We start from the raw sequence: 21,373 nt of genomic DNA on the forward strand, positions 1-21,373 counted from the left end.
CCCACGTGAAACTAAGGAATAGTTATGTCGCAAATTACACAAGATATCGAAATGATAGAAGTTGCAAAAAGCGCTGCAGGTGCTCCATGGGATGCAATCGATGCTGAATCTGCTGCTCGTATGCGAGCTCAAAACAAATTCAAAACAGGTCTAGATATCGCGCAATACACGGCAGATATTATGCGTGCGGATATGGAGGCTTACGATAAAGACAGCTCTCAATACACTCAGTCTCTAGGTTGCTGGCACGGTTTTATCGGCCAACAAAAGCTGATTTCTATTAAGAAGCACTTTGATGGTAAAACAGATCGCCGCTACCTATACCTTTCTGGTTGGATGGTTGCAGCACTTCGTTCAGAATTCGGCCCACTTCCTGACCAATCAATGCATGAGAAAACGTCGGTTGCAGGCCTAGTTGAAGAGCTATACACCTTCCTACGTCAAGCAGATGCTCGTGAATTAGGTGGTTTATTCCGTGAACTAGATGCAGCTCGTGAAGCTGGCGATGTCGACCTACAAGACCGCATTCAAGACAAAATCGACAACCACGTAACACACGTAGTGCCAATCATCGCCGATATCGATGCAGGCTTTGGTAACGCAGAAGCGACATACCTAATGGCTAAGCAGATGATTGAAGCAGGTGCATGTTGTCTACAAATCGAAAACCAAGTTGCCGATGAGAAGCAATGTGGTCACCAAGATGGCAAAGTAACCGTTCCTCACGCTGATTTCCACGCGAAACTTCGTGCACTTCGTTACGCTTTCCTTGAGCTAGGCATCGACAACGGCATCATCGTTGCTCGTACCGATTCACAAGGTGCAGGCCTAACCAAAGAAATCGCAGTAGTGAAAGAGCCAGGTGACCAAGGTGACATCTACAACTCTTACCTAGATGTTGAAGAGATCGATGTAGCTGACATGAAACAAGGCGACGTTTGCTTCAACCGTGAAGGCAAGCTGGTACGTCCTAAGCGTCTACCATCTGGCTTGTACCAATTCCGTCAAGGTACTGGTGAAGACCGCTGTGTATTTGACTGTATTGAAGCAATTAACGCTGGTGCCGACCTACTTTGGATTGAAACAGAGAAGCCTCACATCGGCCAAATCAAAGAGATGATGGATGGCGTTCGTGAAGTACACCCAAATGCGAAACTGGTATACAACAACTCTCCATCGTTCAACTGGACGCTAAACTTCCGTCAACAAGCATACGATGCGATGGTTGAAGCTGGTGAAGACGTTTCTGCATACGACCGCGCTAGCCTAATGAGTGCTGAATACGACGAAACTGAGCTGTCTAAGCGTGCTGACGACAAGATCCGTACGTTCCAAGCAGATGCTTCTCGTGAAGCGGGTATCTTCCACCACTTGATTACTCTGCCTACTTACCACACTGCAGCGCTGTCTACTGACAACCTTGCAAAAGAGTACTTCGGTGAACAAGGCATGTTGGGCTACGTTGCTAACGTTCAACGTAAAGAAATACGCCAAGGTATCGCATGTGTTAAACACCAAAACATGTCTGGTTCAGATATGGGTGATGACCACAAAGAGTACTTCGCTGGTGAAAACGCACTAAAAGCAGCGGGTGAACTAAATACATCGAACCAATTTGATTAATCGCTAGCACTTTTTTTGATTAGTCACTAACACTTTTGATTAATCGCTAACGCTAAAGCCTCCCCCGCCCTTCTCTCTTACTTAGGTAAGATCCGGGGGAAGGCTTTGAGATAAAGCTTGTATTGCCGGCTTTATCTCAAAGTCTCAGATTTGTGCCCTAACCCACGGTCAGCTAAGCAACATCTGTTTAAGCTAATTGTATTCATGTTTTATGAGATTCCTGTTTGTTGAAATTTCTTTTGATTGAGAGTGCCTATGACTTCAATACCTAAACACCTACAAGATGCAAAAACACTGCTATCAGAAAATGGTTTCGCAACAGGTGATACTTGGTATCACGGAACCTCTTCAGCATTAATCGCTTCCATTAAAGGCCAAGGGCTAAAACGCTCGGGCGATAAAGCACTCAACCAAGCCGCCGTAAAAACCATGGCAACCATCGGCAATAACTACACCGAATCTGTAGAGCCTGTGTTCCTAACTCAGAGTAAAGAGCTTGCGTACTACTGGGCACAACAAACGGTGAGAGAGCGCAGCGTTCGTTTTGAAGGTGAGGAACAACCTGTTGTATTAGAGGTGAATTTATCTGAAAAACAGCGCGCTAGAGTAAGACCAGACGTTGGCGCAATGAGCTTGCTGATGATGAGTGTGGGCGAGCAGTTCATGGCTCATCTCGCTAAGGTTTACCAAGATAACAAGATTGCAGGCCCTGATATCGATCTTCGTACCGCAGACCGCATGGATTACCTAAATAAACTGGGTATGGCATACATCGATGAAGATATCAGCCGAGCTTGCGTCGTTGAGTTATCTGAAAGCGAAGTATCAGAACCTGAATTATCTGAGGCGGAATAAACCGTTACGAGCTTACGATAAAGCGCTAATCAGAATAAAAATGGCTCCCAGTCGGGAGCCATTTTTGTGTGAGACGTTATATTTGATAGCTAGCTTAGACTACTGACACAAACGGCCTTGCTGCGCGGCCTGAACCATTTCGATATCGCCTTGTAGAGAGCGGTATACAATCGTATTCCACACTTCACCATTATCCATTTCAAACTCAATCGCGTAATTCAAACCAGCCACCACTTGAGTTCGAACGCTCAAAATCTGTTTAAGCTTCGCAGACGTGTTCATTTGACTAAGCACGGCGTCTAACGCTTGCTCAGCTTGTGGTGTGACTTCACTTTTCGACCAACCACCTGTTAGGTTTTTAGTACTACAGATCGGATTCGTATTCTCTTGTGGTTGACTCATCACTTCACCATTCTGACTGCATCCAGCCAGAGCAACCACGCCAACTAAAGTCGCTACTCCAAGTAGTGATGTTAATCGTGCTTTCTTCATAGATCCTCACTAAATAAATCATTCAGTTTTAACAAGTGACCACACCGTCATCTCGGTGTTTCATATGCTTACAAGCTTAAACCGTCAATGTCATCACTTCATCAGAGATTATGGTGCAAATACTCTATAAACACAGAAAACTGTCAGAAAACAAAGCCAAGTGTTCATACTCGGCTTGTTATCTATATATTCGAGATTTGCGCCTTAATGAAAATAGACCAACATCTCGACATCATCACCTTGCTGTTCTGCACTTAACAAGAAGTGTAAGTACCCTTCCTCAGTCACAGGTATTTGTAGATACTCATTGCTGCCACGATAATCCGACGCATAGTCATGCTGCCCAACGGTTGGCCAATATGCACCGCTTGCAAACAGATCAACATTACCTTTCTCTGCTGGATCATTATTTTGATCGATTAGCCATACGCGAACTTCTTGTACTCCCTCTGGAACATAAACGGCAGCGTAACGTTGTTGATGAACAGTAAACAGATGAGCTTTACCAGATTCTAATACCACAGGTGTTAGGTCATCTTGCTCTGGAGACGGTGGAGCGGGTTGTTCTGTTTCTAACGATGCAAGCAATGTAACACCACTAAAACCGGTACGCCCAGTCACGCTCATGTAGTAACGGCCTGGCTTAATATATCCCGTTGTCTCTGGCTCAAACGTCACCAACTCATTGCTGCCATTACCATACTGGCTGAACTCAAAGTCATAGTAATGCGCAGCGCGGTTGTAGCTCATGTAGAGATCAGCATCCCCTTGAGGTTTCCCTTCAATTGACACCTCAAAGTGTGTGGTGTTCTCAGGGACGTCAACATAAAATAGCTGCTCACTGTATGCTTCACCGCTCAACACTAGGCTTTGGTTGGCAATAAGAGTCTTGATTTGATCACTTGGTTCTGTCGGATCCATTGGTTCTCCAGGCTCAGGGTTATCTTCACTTGTTACCGTATCTAGCCACAGTTCAAATTCACCGTCGTACTGTTGGCCAAGCGCTTTTACCTGCTTTGTCCATTCAGCAAACTGACCAGAACGAGACAGCGCCAGTAAGCTTTCCACTTCATTAGGGTGCTCTTCTAGCATAAAGCGTGTCGCCAAATATCCCCATCGGTAAATACGGTTTGAATCATGAGAGTAAGTGGTCGCAAGTACATCCGATAGGCGCATCTTTCCACTATCAATTAAGCGAATTGCTGCATCATAGCCTTGCTTGTAATGCATATACTCGGCGAACCCTTCCAACCACCACACGACATAACCATGAGCCAAGTTATCATTAAATGAACCATGTAGATTGAAGCGCGCATCTAGGTAGTGGGTATATTCATGTTCGAAGTTAAGAATAGAGAGCTCATCACCATTGTCGTAACGGTAAGCGACGAAACGCGCTACATTATCCAAGTCGGCCGGATTGCCTTCTAAGTACTGACCACCGTTATCCGTCGTATTACCAAAAAGGAATGAAGAGTAGTCAACGTAACTGCCTTTACTACCAAACACTGCGATCTCAACATTATGATTGTTGTCATCAGCCACCGGTTGCTGCCCTGTATTGGCAATTTGGTGGAAGTCTGCCTCTTTGGCTGCCAATACATCACACGCCTTTGCAGCTTGTAACTCGGTTAAATCTTGAGAGCGAAGAATTGCAGGGCCTGGGCACTCGTAGCGGTTAGGTAAGATACGTTGAGCAACGTCGCGTTTCGCCTGTTCAAGATCGAGTCCGTTCAACCCCTCTGGTGCAAAATATCCCAGCATTTCTACCGCAGCTAACCATAGTCTGTCGTGCTCACTACCCAAAGGATTTTGCACCATCACATCTTGCATCACCTGCAACGCTTTATCTTTAGTCGTTTTATCTGGGCTTGCTAGCAATCTTCCCGTCTCGCGCACCGCGTTATAAACCAAAAAGCTCGCATCTGTGTCCAAAGCCCAGCGATTGTCGCGAGCAAACCTCGCTAGTGTATCTATATGTTGAGTGTTGTTTGCAAGGTAATTGTAGAAGTCATCTCGAGCAGCATGCCCGGCCATCGCTCTGAATAGATTATTGAGCCCATCAACCCAATGTGAGTCTTGCGCAGTTTGACGGTTGAAGTGGCTAAGTGCCGCAAGTTGCGCATTCATAGTGAGTGGAAGTTGCTTCACGTTGTCGACCAAAAGCGTCAGGCTCTTCAGCGCACCAACTTGTTCTCGCCCTTGATTTAGCGAATTAGGATTAGCAAGGAATGCATTGGTTGAATGCGCAAAGCGTTCACTTAAAGCCTCAGAGAATTCTTCTTCTCGCGCGTTATAACGAACGTAATAAGCTGCACGAACAAATTCACCTAAGTTTTCAAGTTTGCGTGCTTGCTCAGCTTCGCCTCGGTAACGGGCTATCTCTAAGTTAAGTAGATTACTGATTTGGTTCAGACTAGCTTCGCTGTAGATATTGGCTAACGAATTCTTCGATGCTGAGAACCAAGATCTATAGCAACTGTTGTCTGCTAGTGAAACGGCATGAGCGAGATCAGATGACAACTGAAGCTCAGGCACCTCACACTGATTTTCAGCAAAAGAGAAAGTAGATGCACTAGAAAGTAAGCAAGCTAGCGCCAAACGGTGACGTGGGAATAAAAGAGTTTGAGACATAATTATATTTATCAATTGTATACTTGGCTCGTCGTTATATTCCCTACAATTATAAAGGTGAATTTGGTTGCGTATGAATTATGAGATTGGTTCAAAAAATAGATATTTGATATTAATTTATAAACTCAAAAGTTTATGCTCAACTGCTACAGGCTAGGCTCAGCTTGTGATCAAGCCTAAGTTATTGAGAGTAATCTAATTTAGTAATTTATAAACTAGAAGAAGTACGGTTGTTAAGCAAATACGCAAGTAGTAGACTTGCGCTCGATTATGCAACTTGTTTTCATTTCATAGACACAAGCAACGTTATTTATACACAACTGAAATAATGTTAGCTCAAGGCTTACATAATATAAGTGTCAGATAATGAGTGCAGATCGAATAAAAATAATTATTTAAACCTAGGCTAGGTTAACACCATGAAACTACTGTCGTCTTTAGACTCGCTGTTGGCTAGCGATGAGTCTATCGAAAAGAAACAACGAGTATTGATCGATCTCGTTATCAATACTTATCAGCCACAACAACGCACTACTCTTTTCCAAACCGTTACTGATTATCGCCGTAACCTCCTAGGTTCCTTGTACCCAGAGCACCAACACAAAAGTCTTTCAGTATTATTTGAGTTGATGGATTATCGGGACCTGGTTCAACGGTATCCGAGTACTTTAGCTCCTGATATGGTTCTGTTAGAAAGAGCGGCCAGCCAATTCTATATGTCTTGGTTGGACTTTTGGTGTGAATGTGAAATTGCCGCAATAAAGACAAAATCGCCGCTCAACGATAGAGCTATCTCACGTATCGAGCTACCGATTAAAGATTGCGCGTACTACGGCGCGATCATTGAACACATCGAATCCGACTCACTCATGGTACAGACACCGTGCCACCCACAAGCGATGCCAATCAGTGATGCTATTGCTTTGAGTAACCTAGAAACCTTCATAAAGGGTGAGAAATGGTTTGAGATGCTGCCTCTGCTGCACCTTTCACAATCTGGGAAGCACTTTATCTTACTTAAGCACCCTGTTGATGAAGCCTTTCCAACGCTGGTCTCCTCAGCGCTGATTCAAGACTGGGCAAAAAATGATACTTGGTTAAGCTATGCCCCCCCCTTCAGCAACGAAAACTGGCAATACTGCTTGCCCGAGCACGGCTACCAGCAACTCTCAGAGTTACAGCTTTTTACACCTTCAATACTTTCAAAGTGTTGCTCTCTGCCAGAGTTCGACAGTACCTTCCACTTACAGCTGTCGGATACTAAAGCCATATGTGAAGTATTACGCCTAACCGTCAGCGGCAATACTCAGCAAAAACTCTACTTCCTCTACCTTGCTCAAAAAGAACTCATGAGTGTACTGCATCAAGTAGGTTACAAGGCCGGCTTTACTATCATCGAGCAACCTTTCATGCTCCAGTTTTATCAAGCTATCGATCCTAAAGCCTATTTCCACTCTGGTTTCTGTGAGCTAAATAGCGACGGTACCACTATTTATCGTGGCTTTTGGAATTTTGAAAAGATGGTTAATGTATTCAATGACACTGATTTTCGTGGCTACAAACACGCCGTGCGTAGCAGTAGAAAACTAAGAGTTAGAACAACGTCAAGCACGGAAAAAAAAGATGAACATGTTTGATTTCGGCTTGGAGGCGATTGTCTACGCTAAGGCGATAACGCTTCTTGCAACCGTTGCCATCGTAGTCATGTGGTTATTCTACTATTGCTATTGTCTTAAGCAAAAAGGGAAAACCATTGCAGGGACTCACCACGTCCCGTACATCGCTTATTCGGTTTGTATTGTTGCTTGGATAAGCAGCAATGCCTACTTCCATACCGATTTATTGCTGGAACTTGGTTCGTCCGTAGCCGTGTTCGCTGCTAAATTTGCCAACCTCGCCTCTTGCTTCGCTTTCGCCTTTGCTTATTACTTCTCGTGCCAACTGGCGGCGGAACAACGCGATGGTAAGGTCCACCTATGGCAGCAAGCTATCTTTGTCACCTTTACTGTCTATTCGTTCTTTATTAACTTACGACCGAACTTAACCGTTGAAGATGTCACTATTTTTGGCCCAAGCCTATTCGTCATTGAATTCGGTCCGCATACGCCTTACTTCTTCACAGGCATGATCAGCTTAGTAGTGTTAACCCTTTGCAACTTGGTTGCGATGCGTGCCAACAGCAGTAAGCTAGTATTAGCCAAAACCAACTACATGATCGCTGGTATCCTGGTGTTCATGTTGTCTACTGCAACCATTCACCTCGGTATGACTTACTTCTTGAGAGACTTCTCACTGACTTGGCTACCACCAGCACTATCAATCAGTGAAATGTTGTTTGTAGGTTATGCACTTTTAACGTCTCGTTTTTACAGTGTGAAGTATATTGCCTACATGAGCCTAAATGCACTATTGGTTTGTGCAATTTTGGTGATACCGTTTGGCGCAATATTCATCCCACTGACTGATGATAATCAATGGCTAATCGCTATCCCAATCTGTGCGATAATCGGCATCACTTGGCACGTACTCTATAAGCGAGTCAGCCGCTATGCCTCTTTCTTCATTTATGGGAACAAGAAAACTCCAGTACAGCAAATCCTAGCGTTAGAAGAAGACTTTAAACTGTCGATTGATGATGCAATGCGCCGCTTAGGTCAGCTGTTGCAAATCCCTGAAGACAAACTTCGTCTTGTTAATAGCAACTACAACGAAACCTTCTACGAAGACTATCTTTCAACAAACAAGTCAGTTCTAGTATTCGACGAGTTATCACAAGAACTTGATTACACAGCGCCTTCCAAACTTTCGCTCAAAGCGCTCTATGACAAAATGAGCTCAAATAACACCGCTTTGGTTATGCCGCTGTTTGGACAGGGAGAATCGGTCACTCATCTGCTGGTGTCGTCGCACAAAAGCAACGATCAAATGTTCTCTAATGAAGAGATCTCAGCGCTGCAAACCCTGCTTACCCGCGTTCAAAGTACTATCGAAGCTGATAGGCGCATTCGTCAAAGTAGAGCGCTCGCCAACTCCATAGCCCATGAAATGCGTAACCCACTTGCTCAAGTACAATTGCATTTCGAGGTCTTGAAACAGCACATCGAAAACCAAGCCTCAGCAAAGCAGATCCAACTTGATATTGAGAACGGACAAGCCGCGATTCAACGTGGGCGACAGCTCATAGATATCATCCTAAGAGAGGTAAGCGACAGTTCTTCTGAGCAAGGTCCTATCCTGATGACTTCTATCCACAAAGCCGTAGATCAAGCCGTCAGCCACTACGGGTTTGAGAATGAAAAGATCATCGAAAGGATTCGTTTACCACAACATGCTGACTTTGTTGCGAAACTAAACGAAACCTTATTCAATTTCGTGATTTTCAATCTGATCCGTAACGCGATTTACTATTTTGATTCGTACCCAGATAGCCAAATCGAAATCAGCACCCAGGTCGGTTCTTACGAAAATATCCTCACTTTCAGAGATACAGGACCAGGTATTGATGAGACGATCACACACAAGATCTTCGACGACTTCTTCTCTTACCAGAAAAGCGGTGGTAGCGGCTTAGGGTTAGGCTACTGTCAACGTGTTATGCGCTCGTTTGGCGGCAGAGTCGAGTGTAAGTCGAAGCTTGGTGAATTTACTGAATTCCACCTGTATTTCCCGGTTGTGCCCAATGCACCAAAAGCTGATGCGTTACGTACGCCTTATTTCAACGACTGGAAGCAAGGCCAAGTAAATATCGAAGAGACTAGCGAAGAGAACAGCGAAGCCAGCCCGCAAGTTCAGAGCACTCAAACGGAACAACACAGCGCGGACTCACTGGCAACACCAGTGACAACCAACGGGATAGCGCCAACCGTGCTCATCGTTGATGATAAAGAGGTACAACGCACCCTTGTTCAGATGTACTTGAGCAGGCTCGGTGTAAATAGCTTACAAGCTAAGAATGGTGAGAATGCAGTTGAACTGTTTAGAACTCATCAAGTCGATTTGATTCTCATGGATGTACAAATGCCAGTCATGAACGGCTTTGACGCAAGCCAGATCATCAAGGCACGCTCACCTAATACGCCAATCATCGCGCTTTCTGGTGAGTCAGGGCAACGTGAGTTAGACATGATCAATCAGTTAATGGATGGTCGATTAGAGAAACCAACATCACTAGATGCACTGCAAGTTGTACTTGATAAATGGCTGTACAAAGGTACGGCAACAGAGGCTTCCAAAGAGGCTGAAAGTGAATAGTTGGTAACTGACAAGCTCATTAATAGTTAATCAAAAATCCCCTCAAAAGTTTATTTTGAGGGGATTTTTTATGGGCAAAGTTAGATGGTTACATATTCAATGATTTATCTAACTCAAACTTGGTTAAGCGACTGGCACTTCATCCGGTTTTCGCTGACACATGTACATAATAATAATGGCGGCACAGCTAATCAGAGACAATAACCAACAGCTCAAAACCATCACCTCGTGAGTTGCTGGAACGAGGGACAAACAAAACGTAAAACCAAAGGCTCCAACCATCTGCAGTGCACCGTAAATAGCACCAACCTGCCCCTTATGACTAGGGAACAAATACAATGCCGAAACGCCAGCTATCGCAAGCAAAAATGCAGAGCCAAAAGCCATCACCGCAAACCCGAATAACATTGTTGAGTAGCTATGTAGTGAAAGGCTTAATGTTATGACAACGCAACCCATAACCTGAATCAAACCGCCATAAACTAGAGTCATATTTTCGCTGATGCGATGCTTAAGAAACTGGTTCCAAATTAATCTTGATGCGACGCTACTCGCTATCAAAAGCATTGACCCAACGCCATAATCTGCGGCCGTTAAATCAAACTGATTCTGAGCAACAAAAGAGCCTGTAACTTGGAAAAGCAGTAGGCAACTTGTCCCGCTAAACATCATTGCCAAGTAACACAGGAACGGTACGTTCGATGTGATGAAAGCATAGTCTTTTAGTATCTGTTTAGGCTTAATGGCATCAGGGTTCTTGTGGCTGATCGTTTCACGCTTCATGAACTTAATAATCAATAATGTTGCAATCGATAAACACGCCATGAAGATAAAATTACCTTGCCAACCAAAGTGTTGAGTCAGGTATCCCCCCAAAATGAGCGTTAAACCTGGTAGGCTCATAAAAAGAATCCCATACCAAGCAAGTATCCCCATGAGTTCCGTTTTTTCGAAGGCATCTTGGAGTATTGTTCGGCAGAGCAGATAAAGGCCACCAACCCCCAAGCCTTGGACAATCCTACCCAGTAATAGAATATCTATGTTATCAGCTATGAGACAAGTCATTGAACCAATGACAAAAATCACAGATGAAAGAATAGAGATGGGCTTTCGTCCATACCGCTCGGACAACGGCCCACATATAAGTTGGCTGCATGCTAAAGCGATAAAAAACAGGCTCAAAGTCTGCTGTACTAGCGCCTCAGAAGTACCGAGTTCACTTTGTATATCTGGAAAGCTTGGCGTATACATGCTCGACGCAAAAAAATAGCTCGATGCCATTAAGATACTGATAAATATATTGGTTATTTTAGACACTCGTTTTCCCGTAAACGTTAAGAACAGAGCATCATGTTAAATTGGTCTTCGAACTTAGTTTTTGGGTGAAACGCCACGATGTTTACAAATGGCGCCAAGTTTAATTCTGCGGTGATTTTTTCTGATGCTCTTTAAATGCAGTAGAGAAAGCGGATAGGCTTGAGTACTCAAGTTCGAATGCAATGTCAGTAGCACTAATTCCTTTTGCCATCATTTTCTCAGCACGGTCCATCACTACTTTTTGGCGAATTCCCCTGAAAGATGTTTTGAAACTAGCCAGAAAAAGTCGGTTTAAGGTACGAACGGAAGCCCCAGTTTGATTAGATAAATCTGAGATAGACATTTTGATGTTAGGTTTGTTTGATAGCGCTTCAATTACCATTAGCAGCCTTCTGTCCATCCCTCCCTTTGCAATTAGGGGGTTATTGGTTGGCTTACAAAGGTTGCATTGGTCGACTAGAACGTGCACATAGTGAGTCGTGAGCTTTGGGGCTGGGCCTCCATTTTCCCACACACTGAATAACTGAGCGACAATAGGTGATACGTCCAACATGCATATTTCAGTGATATTAGGAGTTGAAGCTTGGGGTAGGCGAAGTAAGGAAACATGTGATTGTTTTAAATAATCAGCACGATGTGGTACGCCAGCTGGAATGTAAATTAAAGAGCCAGGCATTGAGAGCAAACTATCCTTGTCAGTAGAGATTATTTGGCAGCCTTGATGTATAAAAACTAAGTGAGGATAGTCATGAGTATGTACCTCGCCTGAGTAGTGCGATTCATGATGCTTAACCATGACTTGATAGTCGTCCAAATTAATTATTCCATCCATTATCTTATTGATAAGCTTCAAGTATAGCCTCTATCCTATGTAGATATTCCATCTATCTCTTTAAGTTATCTAATTCCTGTTACCTCATTCTATCTCTTAGCAAACAGAACCATTTGGGTTTACGCGTCAATAGCTGTCGATTACGCGACAATGATTAAGAGCCAAGGACTCAATAGTTTCTCGCTAAACCAGAAACCTTGCTGCCTAACTTCAAGCGAGGACTGATCATCTAAAGCTCATCATATAGACCTGTACACACCAAAAATAACTAATCAGGCTCACAGAGCAAAACAAAAGAGGAGCCTCAGGGCTCCTCTTTCTCTTTTCTATCTTCATCTAGCAGCCAAATAAGCTCTTGATAAAATTAGTCTAAAAGTGAACGAACGTAGTCTGCAATGTCTGGGTTTTGGCAATGATCAAAGAAGCATTGTTGGAAACGCTCACTGCCAACCGCTGTTTTCACGAGATCTTGATCGATTGATCTTAGCGAATCAATAAAGTTATCTTTTACCACCGCCGCCTTCACTTCATTTAAAATGGCTGCATTACGCTGTTGTGGCTCTGCACGTTCTAGTGGATAACCTTGGCCACGCTCACCAGTGAAAGCCTTTTCGAATATGTAACGGATATTCAGCTCACCAGCCCAACCAAAGCCTTTAGCAAAAGCAAGAGCGATAGCATTGCCGTTGTTGATTTGATTAAACAAGAAAGCATCTGATGGTTCTAGGCAGTAACCACAAACCACACCCGGATGCAGGTTCAATGACATCAAAGCCCCTTGGCCTGTACCGCAACCAGTCACAACAAAGTCCACAGCCTTTGAGTTGATCAGAATACTCGCCATGATACCGAGATGGATATACGTTAAGTGGTGATCGTTCTCGTCTGTCATACCTAAGTTGAAAACATCGTGACCAATGCCACCCGCCACTGACTCTAGTTCAGCTGCAACCATGGCATTTTTACCAGCCTGACTGTTTTCCATCATTAAAGCGATTTTCATTTATCTTCTCCTGCAAAATTGCTGAAAATTCAATATTTAGAATAAAAAACCAATTAGCGTGCTAACCAACCACCGTCAACAGCGATGGTGTAGCCGTTAATGTAGTCCGATGCTGATGATGCTAAGAACACACAAGGGCCTGCGATGTCTTGCGGTTTGCCCCAACGTTCAGCCGGAATGCGTTCAAGGATCGCTTGATTGCGTACGGCATCTTCACGCAGAGCTTGAGTATTGTTCGTTTCCATATAACCGGGGGCTATAGCATTCACATTGATGTTGTCGCGCGCCCATTCGTTCGCCATCGCACGTGTCACTCCCATCACTGCACTTTTTGAAGCCGTATAAGAAGGAACTCGAATGCCACCCTGGAATGACAGCATCGATGCAATGTTAATGATCTTTCCACCAGTACGTTGAGCCTTAAACTGCTTTGCAACCGCCTGAGACATAAAGAACACAGTCTTGGTGTTCACATTCATTACGTCATCCCAATCTTGTTCTGAGAACTCAATAGCATCTTGGCGACGAATAATTCCGGCATTGTTCACGAGGATGTCGACTTGACCAAACTCAGCCAAAGTGCGCTCTATAACCCCGGGAATGCACGCTTGATCGAGAAGGTCAGCACGAACGTTTAGGAACGTATGGCCTGCTGCATTCATTTTCTCAATAGTCTCTTCAGGCTCTGTACGGTTAACACCGACAACTCTGCAACCTGCTTCTGCTAGGCCTAATGCAATACCTTGCCCAAGCCCGGTGTTACAGCCCGTCACTATCGCTACTTTCCCTTCCAGATTGAATGACTCTAAGATCATGCTCGCTTCCTCAATTACATTGGATTCATTGCGTATCATTATTACCAACAATTAAATCATACAATAAGATGTAAATGCGAGAGCGACGTTCTAGAAGTTCGATCTTGAACCAAAATCCGTCTTACACGTTGAAACGAGCACAACAAAATGAATGGATGGGATAATGATTTGAGGAGGAGTAAATCTGTAACCGATGAGGAATAGAGAGCCTGAAGATTCTTTAAATCAGATAATTTTGGATTATGACAACAATTCCATGATTTATAAGGCAAAAAGGTTTATACATAATAATGTGTTATCTAATCGACTAATTCATCATGACGCTCAAAGAAATCCTAAAAATTCCCAATGTCCGCTACTTCTTGATGTTCAGAAGCAGCTACTTTGCGCGTTTTTACTACCCTATATTCACCTTACTTTATTTAGATTACGGCTTGACCCTGTCTCAATTCGCCATGCTCAACGTAGTTTGGGCGGCGACAATCGTGCTTGCAGAAGTGCCATCAGGGGCGTTCGCCGATACCTTAGGTCGCAAAAAACTTGTAGTGCTGTCTTCGATTGTGATGTTCATTGAGATCGCCATGATCGCACTTGTGCCAACCGGAGACGCTAACTTGGTGTTCATGGTATTTTTGATTAACCGGATACTCAGCGGGCTAGCAATGGCATTAGCAAGTGGTGCTGATGAAGCATTGGCTTACGACACCTTAAAAGAACAAGGCAATGAAGAGTTGTGGCCGAGAGTGTTACAAATCCAGCTCCGTATCGCCTCTAGTGTCGGTATCTTTGTCACCTTGATCGGTGCAGCGATGTACGATGTGAATTTCATGGCGAACATCTTTCATGCTCTTGGATTAGCAGAGCCAGAAAGCACCAAAGACCTGATGCGTATTCCTGTATTTGCCACGCTATTGGTCGCGCTACTCGCGATTTATGCTACGGTAAACATGCGTGAAGAGAAGAAAGTGATACCAAATGGTCAAACGAAGTTAGCAACGACCATCGCCAGCCTCAAGTTAACCGCTGATACAGGTAAGTGGGTACTCGCTACGCCCTACGTGCTTTTCATACTGCTCTACTACAGCCTGTTCGAACACACATCGCGCATGTTCCTCACTATGAACAGCCAATACTATCTTGCCATCGATATTCCAATTATTTACTTCGGTTTTATTGGCGCGGGAATCAGCCTATTAAAAATCATTTTAGCGGGCCAAAGCCGTAGACTGGCAGAAAGTATCGAGCCGAAAACCTTTATTATCGTCATGGGCTTAGCAAGTATCGCTACCTACTATTGGATCAGTTTGGGTTGGTCAATCTATGGGGTAATTCCTGCACTGGTGCTGATTTTTATCATCATGACGATGAACATTTTTATCAGTTACCACCTGAACAAAAAGACCGAGTCGCATAACCGTGCCACCGTTCTTAGCTTCAAAGGTTTGATGTTTAACCTCGGTTATGGGCTGATCGGTATTTTGTATGCTTACTACTACAAATTGGTTTCTAACAATTACTCCGAGCAAGAGATAGAGCAAAACCTTGCGTTCTTGGCGTCGCTATCTTCGTTCTGCTATTACTTCGCCTTTCTGTTCGTAATAATCAGCGGGTGGTTCTACTTTAAAAACAAGAAGACACCGATCTTTTAAATTTCAGTGCCATGCCAAATCGGGGCAAAGGTGAAGCTCTGCTCATAAAAAGACCGCTTTCACTTTTTAGCAGGTAATTTTTTGTTAACATAATCATTAAATTACCTCACACACGGAAGCGCCATGTCTTTTAGTTGGATCGCCTTTACCCTGCTTGCTGCCTTTAGCCAATCTTGGCGTAATGCCTTTCAAAGCAAATTAAGTGGCACCATGAGCGTGGCTGGTGTGACGCTAGCAAGATTTATATGGGCAGGTCCGATCGCCCTGCTCTACCTCTACGCTTTGTATCAATGGCAGCCAGTCTCCGCACCGAACTTTTCCGGTGAGTTTATTTTCTATATCGTTGCCGCAGCAATCATGCAGATCCTCGCGACCGGCTTGATGGTGATGCTATTTAAGCTCGAAAACTACGCCATAGGTGCAGGGCTTGCCAAATGTGAAGCTCCTGTTTCTGCTGTACTTTCCGTGTTGTTCTTTGGTACAGCGTTGAGTGTTACAGGTTGGATAGGCGTATTGATCGGCACATTGGGCGTGCTCATCATGAGTAGCGCTTCTGGTTGGCGAAGCCTCTCTCCTAAAGTCTTTTGCTTGGGTATGGCATGTAGCACCGCCTTTGCCTTGACCTCGCTTTGGGTACGTGAAGCGAGCCTAAGTATTGGACTCCCTTTCCCTCATAGCGCTGCTTGGGTGCTGTTTTTGGTCATTAGCCTGCAGACATTAATTATCTGCACGTTTCTCCTGATTAAAGAGCCAGATACATTGCACCTGATATTCAAAAAATCAAAACTGGTTGTGATGACAAGTTTAACGAGTGTGATTGGTTCTCTTGGTTGGTTTAGCGCGATGTCTCTTCAAGCCGTGCCATACGTGAAAACATTAGGCCAAATCGAAGTAGTCTTTATGGTATTAATCTCCTACTTCTGGTTAGGGCAGAGCATTGCCCGCAAAGACATCCTTGCGCTGATATTGCTTTCCGTCGCTGCAATCCTTGTGATGTGGCAATAGAGGCTATTGTTGCAATAGAAAGCTTCGTGGTAATCAAGAGTTATGTGCTAATAAATAGCTGCGTGGCAATAAACAGTAAGGTTTATGCCCACTTTTCAGTTACTCTCTCCAAACCTTTACGCCGTCTAAAAATCATACGATGGCGTAAAATGATAAGAACCACCTTCCCATAATTTTTATAGTGCGCCTATCAGCTATCCACATATAACTTTAGCCAATAGGAAAACAATCTATGAAAACATTTGTTCAAATCACTCTAGCCACGATCCTTGCGACAACGTCAATGATGACATTGGCAGAAACAACAAACGGCGCTCACTCTCAAGCCGAAGCTACAACCGTAAAACATGAATCGATGACAGTAACGCTTAACGATAAACACTTTGCGCCTACGGCAGCTACAGTCAATGCAATAAGTACTACACAGACAGCCACACAAGCGTCAAACAACAAAACAAAGTCAGCACAAGAATCCGACATATAGTCTCAAAATCAGTGACACGAAAATGAGTTACTTGGTTGAACAGCACCAGTCTGGCATTATGAAACAGCATTGATGGGAATAACTTACCAGTTCCCACCAATGCATATCCTATTGCCAACACCAGACTGCTTGTGAACGCGCTATCAAGAAAGCGAATACGTTCACTTAACCCAACTTAAGTAATCGACTCATGACAGATACCAAAAGAAACACCCGAATTAGCCAGTTCCGATTCGGGCAGCCGAAAGAATCTCTCAAGATCGAGCATGTCACTTTAGGGGCACTCGATATAGATAAGGTTCGAGTACAAATTGAAGCGACCAACATCAACCCTAGTGACCTATTGTCGATTTACGGTGTTGGGCAATACAAACACAGCCACCAGCCGCCCAGAGTGCCAGGGTTTGAAGCAGTAGGTACGGTTGTAGAATCTAGCCACTCTGAGTTTACTGTGGGCCAGCGAGTGCTGGTGGCAACAAGTGGAACATGGCAGAAATACGTCGATGTTTCACCTGACAACCTTTTCCACCTGCCTCAACATCTAGATAACGGATACGCGTGTCAGTTGTACATTAATGCACTCACCGCATGGATACTGGCCACTGAAGTAGCAAAGTTGACCCAAGAAGATGTGTTAATCATCAACGCTGGCAACTCAGCCATTGGTAAGATTTTCTCCCAATTATCACAATCGCTTGGCTTTCAAATCATCGTTGTGACGTCACAACCCAAACGCGCTCTTACGACTTCAAAACATGTGTTGGATGCCAAAAATGACTTAGTTGCACAGATCCAGCAACTAGGACTACCGCAACCAACCGTTGCATTTGATGCGATTGGCGGGTCACCCGGAACAGATCTCATTCATACTCTGGGCAGACAAGGGCGCTTTATCAACTATGGCACGCTGTCTCTGGATTTTTATGAGCCACGCTTTTTCGAATACGCAAAAGATCACGCTATCGATTTCAGCACCTTCTTCTTGAGGTATTGGGAAGAAGCTGAAGGTAAAAAAGTACGCCGTGACCAATTCGAGTCCATGCTCGATCACTTCATCGAGAACGAGATTCAACTCGAAGTCGACCGTTATTTTCCTCTCGAACAAATTCAGACAGCGATTGATCTTATCGAATCTAAAACCACACGATTGGATGGCAAGATCATCTTGCTGCCTGCTTAAGTTGAAGAGATTTAGGAATGCACTTTCAACCACCAGAGTGATGGTCGAAAGTGCCAGTGTGAAAATAGTGGTTAGAATTCCATAGGCTCTATGGTTAGTGAATTTTCCAGATTAAACCAACAAGCTACTTGCGCCAGACAAGATACAAAACAAACAACCCACCCAGCGCCGCAGTTACAATCCCGACAGGAAGTTCTTGTGGTGCCAATATCGTCCTACTTACCACATCCCCAAAAAGCAAAAGCACCGCCCCCCAAAGTGCGATCAAAGGAATGGCTCGTTTATGGGTTACCCCAGAAAACGGTCGAACAAGATGAGGGACCATCAAACCAATGAAGCCAACCACGCCTGTCATTGCCACGATCGATGCGGTGCAAAACGCGCAGCAGAGAAAAATCTCACTTTGTAGGCGATGAACGTTGATGCCCAATGAGCTAGTCGTTTGCTCACTCACTAATAAAGTGTCGAGTTCGCGATAACGCTTAACCACTAAGGCAACCAGACACAGCACACCCACCAGAGCAAAAATCAAATTATCCCAACGAGCAAGCCCTAGACCTCCCATCGTCCAGAACAAAATTGAGCTCGCCGCTCTTTGATCGCCGGAATAGATTAAAAAGCTGGTGATTGCTCCAAATAGGAATGAAATCGCCAAACCACACAAGATCAGGTTGTCGTTACCCTTTTTCTTCTGCATAGAGAACAGAATCAAAACTGCTGTGGCTGAAACAATACCTCCTGAGAACGCCGCCACCGGCAATGACCAAATGCCCAAGGCATCACCCAATTGAGTGATCACCAATACTGCACCAGCAGACGCACCTGATGACAAGCCAAACAGAAATGGATCCGCTAAGTCATTGCGTGTCGACGTCTGGAGTAAGGCTCCTACCATCGCCAGCCCCGCACCAGCAATAACAGCCAATAACGCCCTAGGTAACCTAAGGTCGAACAGTATTCTGCTTGTCATATCAGGGCTTGGATCATTAAAAGAGATCAATCCAACCATCACCTCTTTAAAAGAAAGAGGGACAGAGCCAAATTGTAAGCTCATCATAAAGGCGAGCAACATTGCGCCGATACCCATCAACCAAGCTACTCGATATTTATCAAATAAAATCAAAAGACTACTACTCTTTTCGATAATAACCTTGCCTGCTATTCAGAAACAAACGCGGCTGCAAGTTTCTCAATAGCATCAATATTGGCTGGCCCAGGGGTTAGCTGCTCATAACGCAATTTGACATAGCGACCAGCAGTCACCGCATTGGTGTATTTCATTAACGGATGAGCTTCTAGAAAACGTTGCAACGAATCGGCGCCACTTGCAGTTTGGTAGTCGAGAAGAATGATGACATCCGGGTTGGCGCTAGCCACATTTTCCCAAGAAGTTCGTGCCCAGCTGGCTTCCATATCACCTGTAATATTTTGTCCACCGGCTGCTTCAATCATTGCATTAGGCATTCCGTACTTACCTGAAGTAAAAGGCTTGTCTTCACCGGAATCAAACAGAAAGACTTTTGGACTAGGTTTTCCTGACGCTTTTTGTTGTTCAGCGACTTTTGCAATTCTCTCTTTCCAACTATTCACTAAAGCCTCGGCCTCTGACTGTTTATCGAAAATAACGCCTAGCTTTTCCATATCATCATAAAGTAAGTCCATGGTAGCGCCTTGCTTTTGGCTCTGAGTATGAATACAGCTTTCCGACAACACTAAAGTATCAATTCCATAGGGTTTCAGCGTTTGAGGCGTCACTTCTCCCCCTACTTTCATCCCGTAATTCCAGCCAGCAAAAAAGAAATCGGCATCCGAGGCAATCAATGTTTCTAATGACGGGTACTTAGGGGCAAGCTCTGGAATATCGCCTAAGCGTTGTTTGAATGAACCAGACATCTTGTACCAACCAGTAATGCCCGTCACACCCACCATGTCCTCCTGAAGGCCAAGAGCAAATGCCATATCAGCCATGTTTATGTCATGCACGACCGCACGCGAAGGGTGCTTCTCAATCGTTAGTGGGCTCCCGCAATTATCTACCGTAACGGGGTATTGAGTGCTTGTTGCATGGGCAATAGATAAAGGTAAAAGACACAAAAGGCTAGAAATTACAGGCCACTTCATTGGGCTGCTCCTATTAGAGATAAATTAGAGTGATTGGATGCAGCTTCAAAGTGATGGATGGTGCTGCACATATTGGGGTGATTGAACGACAAAACGCGCAATCCAAAAACGGGCACCATATAGCGGTCTTGAATGACCGTATCTGGCGATGCAAATGTGACCATTTTTTGGTCAGACATAAGAAGAACTTTATCGGCAAATGGGGCGACTAAGGGCAAATCATGCAGAACGACAACTGATGCAATGCCGCGTTGTTTAATAAGGCTCAGAAGTTCAAGGCGAGCCAGAGGATCAAGGTGATTCGTCGGCTCGTCTAGCAATAAAAGCCTAGGCTCTTGTGCAAATGCTCGCGCAATACTTGCACGTTGTTGTTCACCACCCGATAACTCACCAAAGCTATGTTGGCTTTTATGTAATAGCCCAACATCTTCCATTGCCTGTTTGACTGCTCGCTTGTGCTCTTTCGCACTGCAGCAAAAAGTATGCGGCGTACGGCCCAAGCCAACATATTCAGAGACACTCAAACGGGGATCCACATGCTCATGTTGCGTAACCACCGCGACCTTTTTTGCTACCTGCTGCCTTGCTAGACTTTCAAGTTCGATACCAGACAACAACATCTCACCGGCAACGGCTTTGTACTCGCCTGTAATTCCTTTTAGTAAGCTAGACTTTCCACTTCCATTCGGCCCAATGATGGCAATACACTCCCCATCATTCACGTCAAATGTCACATCCGAGACCGCCCTCCAGTTTGCTAAACCATTGGCGCAGAGCCCCTTCACTGACAATACAGGTTTATTCAATTTCCCCACCGAGTATCAAAAAACAACTTTTGGTTATGTTATAACATAACAATAAATTAAAAATATAGTTATTAATAAATAATCTTAGAAGGTGCCAATCAACGCGAGAAACCCCAAGTACCCTAACCGAGCCTGGAGAATAACAACCTATTTAGGGGGTACTTATCCAGCTACCAACTGATCCATTCCTTCAACAATCAAGTACAAGTTACTAATAATTCGATATAAATCGCTCTAATTACTGAAATTGTCGTCTACAGTTTGATAGAGCCTATCGTGATAATAATCGCCAACACGTAACACCTT

At 44.3% G+C, this 21,373-nt stretch carries 17 protein-coding genes; 8 read left to right on the forward strand and 9 right to left on the reverse strand.

The features are described from left to right. The first annotated feature begins 24 nt into the window (after window positions 1-24). Together OH460_RS11835 and OH460_RS11840 are read left to right on the forward strand one after the other, a co-directional pair. Window positions 25-1,623, forward strand: a complete 1,599-nt coding sequence (locus tag OH460_RS11835) for an isocitrate lyase (protein WP_269997298.1) — start codon at window positions 25-27, stop codon at window positions 1,621-1,623. Between the two features lie 255 nt (window positions 1,624-1,878). Continuing rightward, window positions 1,879-2,478 carry a hypothetical protein gene (locus OH460_RS11840; RefSeq protein WP_269997300.1) on the forward strand — a complete coding sequence of 200 codons (600 nt, stop codon included), beginning with the start codon at window positions 1,879-1,881 and terminating at the stop codon, window positions 2,476-2,478. Window positions 2,479-2,577: 99 nt separating this feature from the next. Here the strand turns inward: OH460_RS11840 and OH460_RS11845 are convergent, their stop codons facing one another. Both OH460_RS11845 and OH460_RS11850 read right to left on the reverse strand, forming a co-directional pair. After that, complete coding sequence (locus OH460_RS11845) at window positions 2,578-2,970, reverse strand: cystatin domain-containing protein (RefSeq protein WP_269997302.1); 393 nt, start codon at window positions 2,968-2,970, stop codon at window positions 2,578-2,580. Window positions 2,971-3,174: 204 nt separating this feature from the next. Further along, entirely contained in the window at window positions 3,175-5,604 is a 2,430-nt protein-coding gene (locus OH460_RS11850; protein WP_269997304.1) for a M9 family metallopeptidase, read from the reverse strand. A 419-nt stretch (window positions 5,605-6,023) separates the two neighbouring features. On the opposite strand from OH460_RS11850, the gene OH460_RS11855 reads away from it, so the two are divergent. Together OH460_RS11855 and luxN are read left to right on the forward strand one after the other, a co-directional pair. Continuing rightward, window positions 6,024-7,241 (forward strand): acyl-homoserine-lactone synthase, encoded by a 1,218-nt coding sequence (locus tag OH460_RS11855; RefSeq protein ID WP_269997306.1) that lies wholly within the window; start codon window positions 6,024-6,026, stop codon window positions 7,239-7,241. Next, complete coding sequence (luxN, locus tag OH460_RS11860; RefSeq protein WP_269997570.1) at window positions 7,234-9,855, forward strand: quorum-sensing autoinducer 1 sensor kinase/phosphatase LuxN; 2,622 nt, start codon at window positions 7,234-7,236, stop codon at window positions 9,853-9,855. Before OH460_RS11855 ends, luxN begins: the two co-directional genes overlap by 8 nt. A 123-nt stretch (window positions 9,856-9,978) precedes the next feature. Here luxN and OH460_RS11865 read toward each other — a convergent pair whose 3' ends face one another. From OH460_RS11865 to kduD, 4 genes are all read right to left on the reverse strand, one after another. Next, window positions 9,979-11,172, reverse strand: a complete 1,194-nt coding sequence (locus OH460_RS11865; RefSeq protein WP_269997308.1) for an MFS transporter — start codon at window positions 11,170-11,172, stop codon at window positions 9,979-9,981. Between the two features lie 100 nt (window positions 11,173-11,272). Beyond that, entirely contained in the window at window positions 11,273-11,848 is a 576-nt protein-coding gene (locus OH460_RS11870) for an AraC family transcriptional regulator (RefSeq protein ID WP_269997312.1), read from the reverse strand. 520 nt (window positions 11,849-12,368) lie between these two features. Next, complete coding sequence (locus OH460_RS11875; protein WP_116871285.1) at window positions 12,369-13,007, reverse strand: RpiB/LacA/LacB family sugar-phosphate isomerase; 639 nt, start codon at window positions 13,005-13,007, stop codon at window positions 12,369-12,371. Window positions 13,008-13,060: 53 nt separating this feature from the next. After that, window positions 13,061-13,822: a 2-dehydro-3-deoxy-D-gluconate 5-dehydrogenase KduD gene (gene kduD / locus OH460_RS11880; RefSeq protein ID WP_269997317.1), complete on the reverse strand. Its 762-nt coding sequence runs from the start codon at window positions 13,820-13,822 to the stop codon at window positions 13,061-13,063. Window positions 13,823-14,139: 317 nt separating this feature from the next. Here kduD and OH460_RS11885 point away from each other — a divergent pair, with 317 nt between their 5' ends. The 4 genes from OH460_RS11885 to OH460_RS11900 all read left to right on the forward strand — a co-directional run bounded on the left by OH460_RS11885 (window position 14,140) and on the right by OH460_RS11900 (window position 18,140). Beyond that, window positions 14,140-15,471: an MFS transporter gene (locus tag OH460_RS11885; RefSeq protein WP_269997321.1), complete on the forward strand. Its 1,332-nt coding sequence runs from the start codon at window positions 14,140-14,142 to the stop codon at window positions 15,469-15,471. 123 nt (window positions 15,472-15,594) lie between these two features. Then, the gene (locus OH460_RS11890; RefSeq protein WP_269997325.1) at window positions 15,595-16,476 is read left to right on the forward strand and encodes a DMT family transporter; all 882 of its coding nucleotides are present in this window, start codon (window positions 15,595-15,597) and stop codon (window positions 16,474-16,476) included. A 232-nt stretch (window positions 16,477-16,708) separates the two neighbouring features. Beyond that, window positions 16,709-16,960: a hypothetical protein gene (locus tag OH460_RS11895; RefSeq protein ID WP_269997329.1), complete on the forward strand. Its 252-nt coding sequence runs from the start codon at window positions 16,709-16,711 to the stop codon at window positions 16,958-16,960. A 190-nt stretch (window positions 16,961-17,150) separates the two neighbouring features. Continuing rightward, window positions 17,151-18,140: a zinc-dependent alcohol dehydrogenase family protein gene (locus tag OH460_RS11900; RefSeq protein ID WP_269997332.1), complete on the forward strand. Its 990-nt coding sequence runs from the start codon at window positions 17,151-17,153 to the stop codon at window positions 18,138-18,140. Window positions 18,141-18,264: 124 nt separating this feature from the next. Here the strand turns inward: OH460_RS11900 and OH460_RS11905 are convergent, their stop codons facing one another. The 3 genes from OH460_RS11905 to OH460_RS11915 form a co-directional block, all read right to left on the reverse strand. Then, window positions 18,265-19,212 carry a FecCD family ABC transporter permease gene (locus tag OH460_RS11905; RefSeq protein WP_102425656.1) on the reverse strand — a complete coding sequence of 316 codons (948 nt, stop codon included), beginning with the start codon at window positions 19,210-19,212 and terminating at the stop codon, window positions 18,265-18,267. A gap of 86 nt (window positions 19,213-19,298) precedes the next feature. After that, on the reverse strand, window positions 19,299-20,261 hold the full coding sequence (locus tag OH460_RS11910) for an ABC transporter substrate-binding protein (RefSeq protein WP_171730515.1): 963 nt from the start codon (window positions 20,259-20,261) through the stop codon (window positions 19,299-19,301). After that, window positions 20,258-21,052 carry an ABC transporter ATP-binding protein gene (locus tag OH460_RS11915; RefSeq protein WP_116871548.1) on the reverse strand — a complete coding sequence of 265 codons (795 nt, stop codon included), beginning with the start codon at window positions 21,050-21,052 and terminating at the stop codon, window positions 20,258-20,260. Before OH460_RS11915 ends, OH460_RS11910 begins: the two co-directional genes overlap by 4 nt. Window positions 21,053-21,373 lie beyond the last annotated feature (321 nt).

It is taken from the genome of Vibrio sp. Makdt (genome assembly GCF_027587015.1).
Classification (GTDB): domain Bacteria; phylum Pseudomonadota; class Gammaproteobacteria; order Enterobacterales; family Vibrionaceae; genus Vibrio; species Vibrio chagasii_B.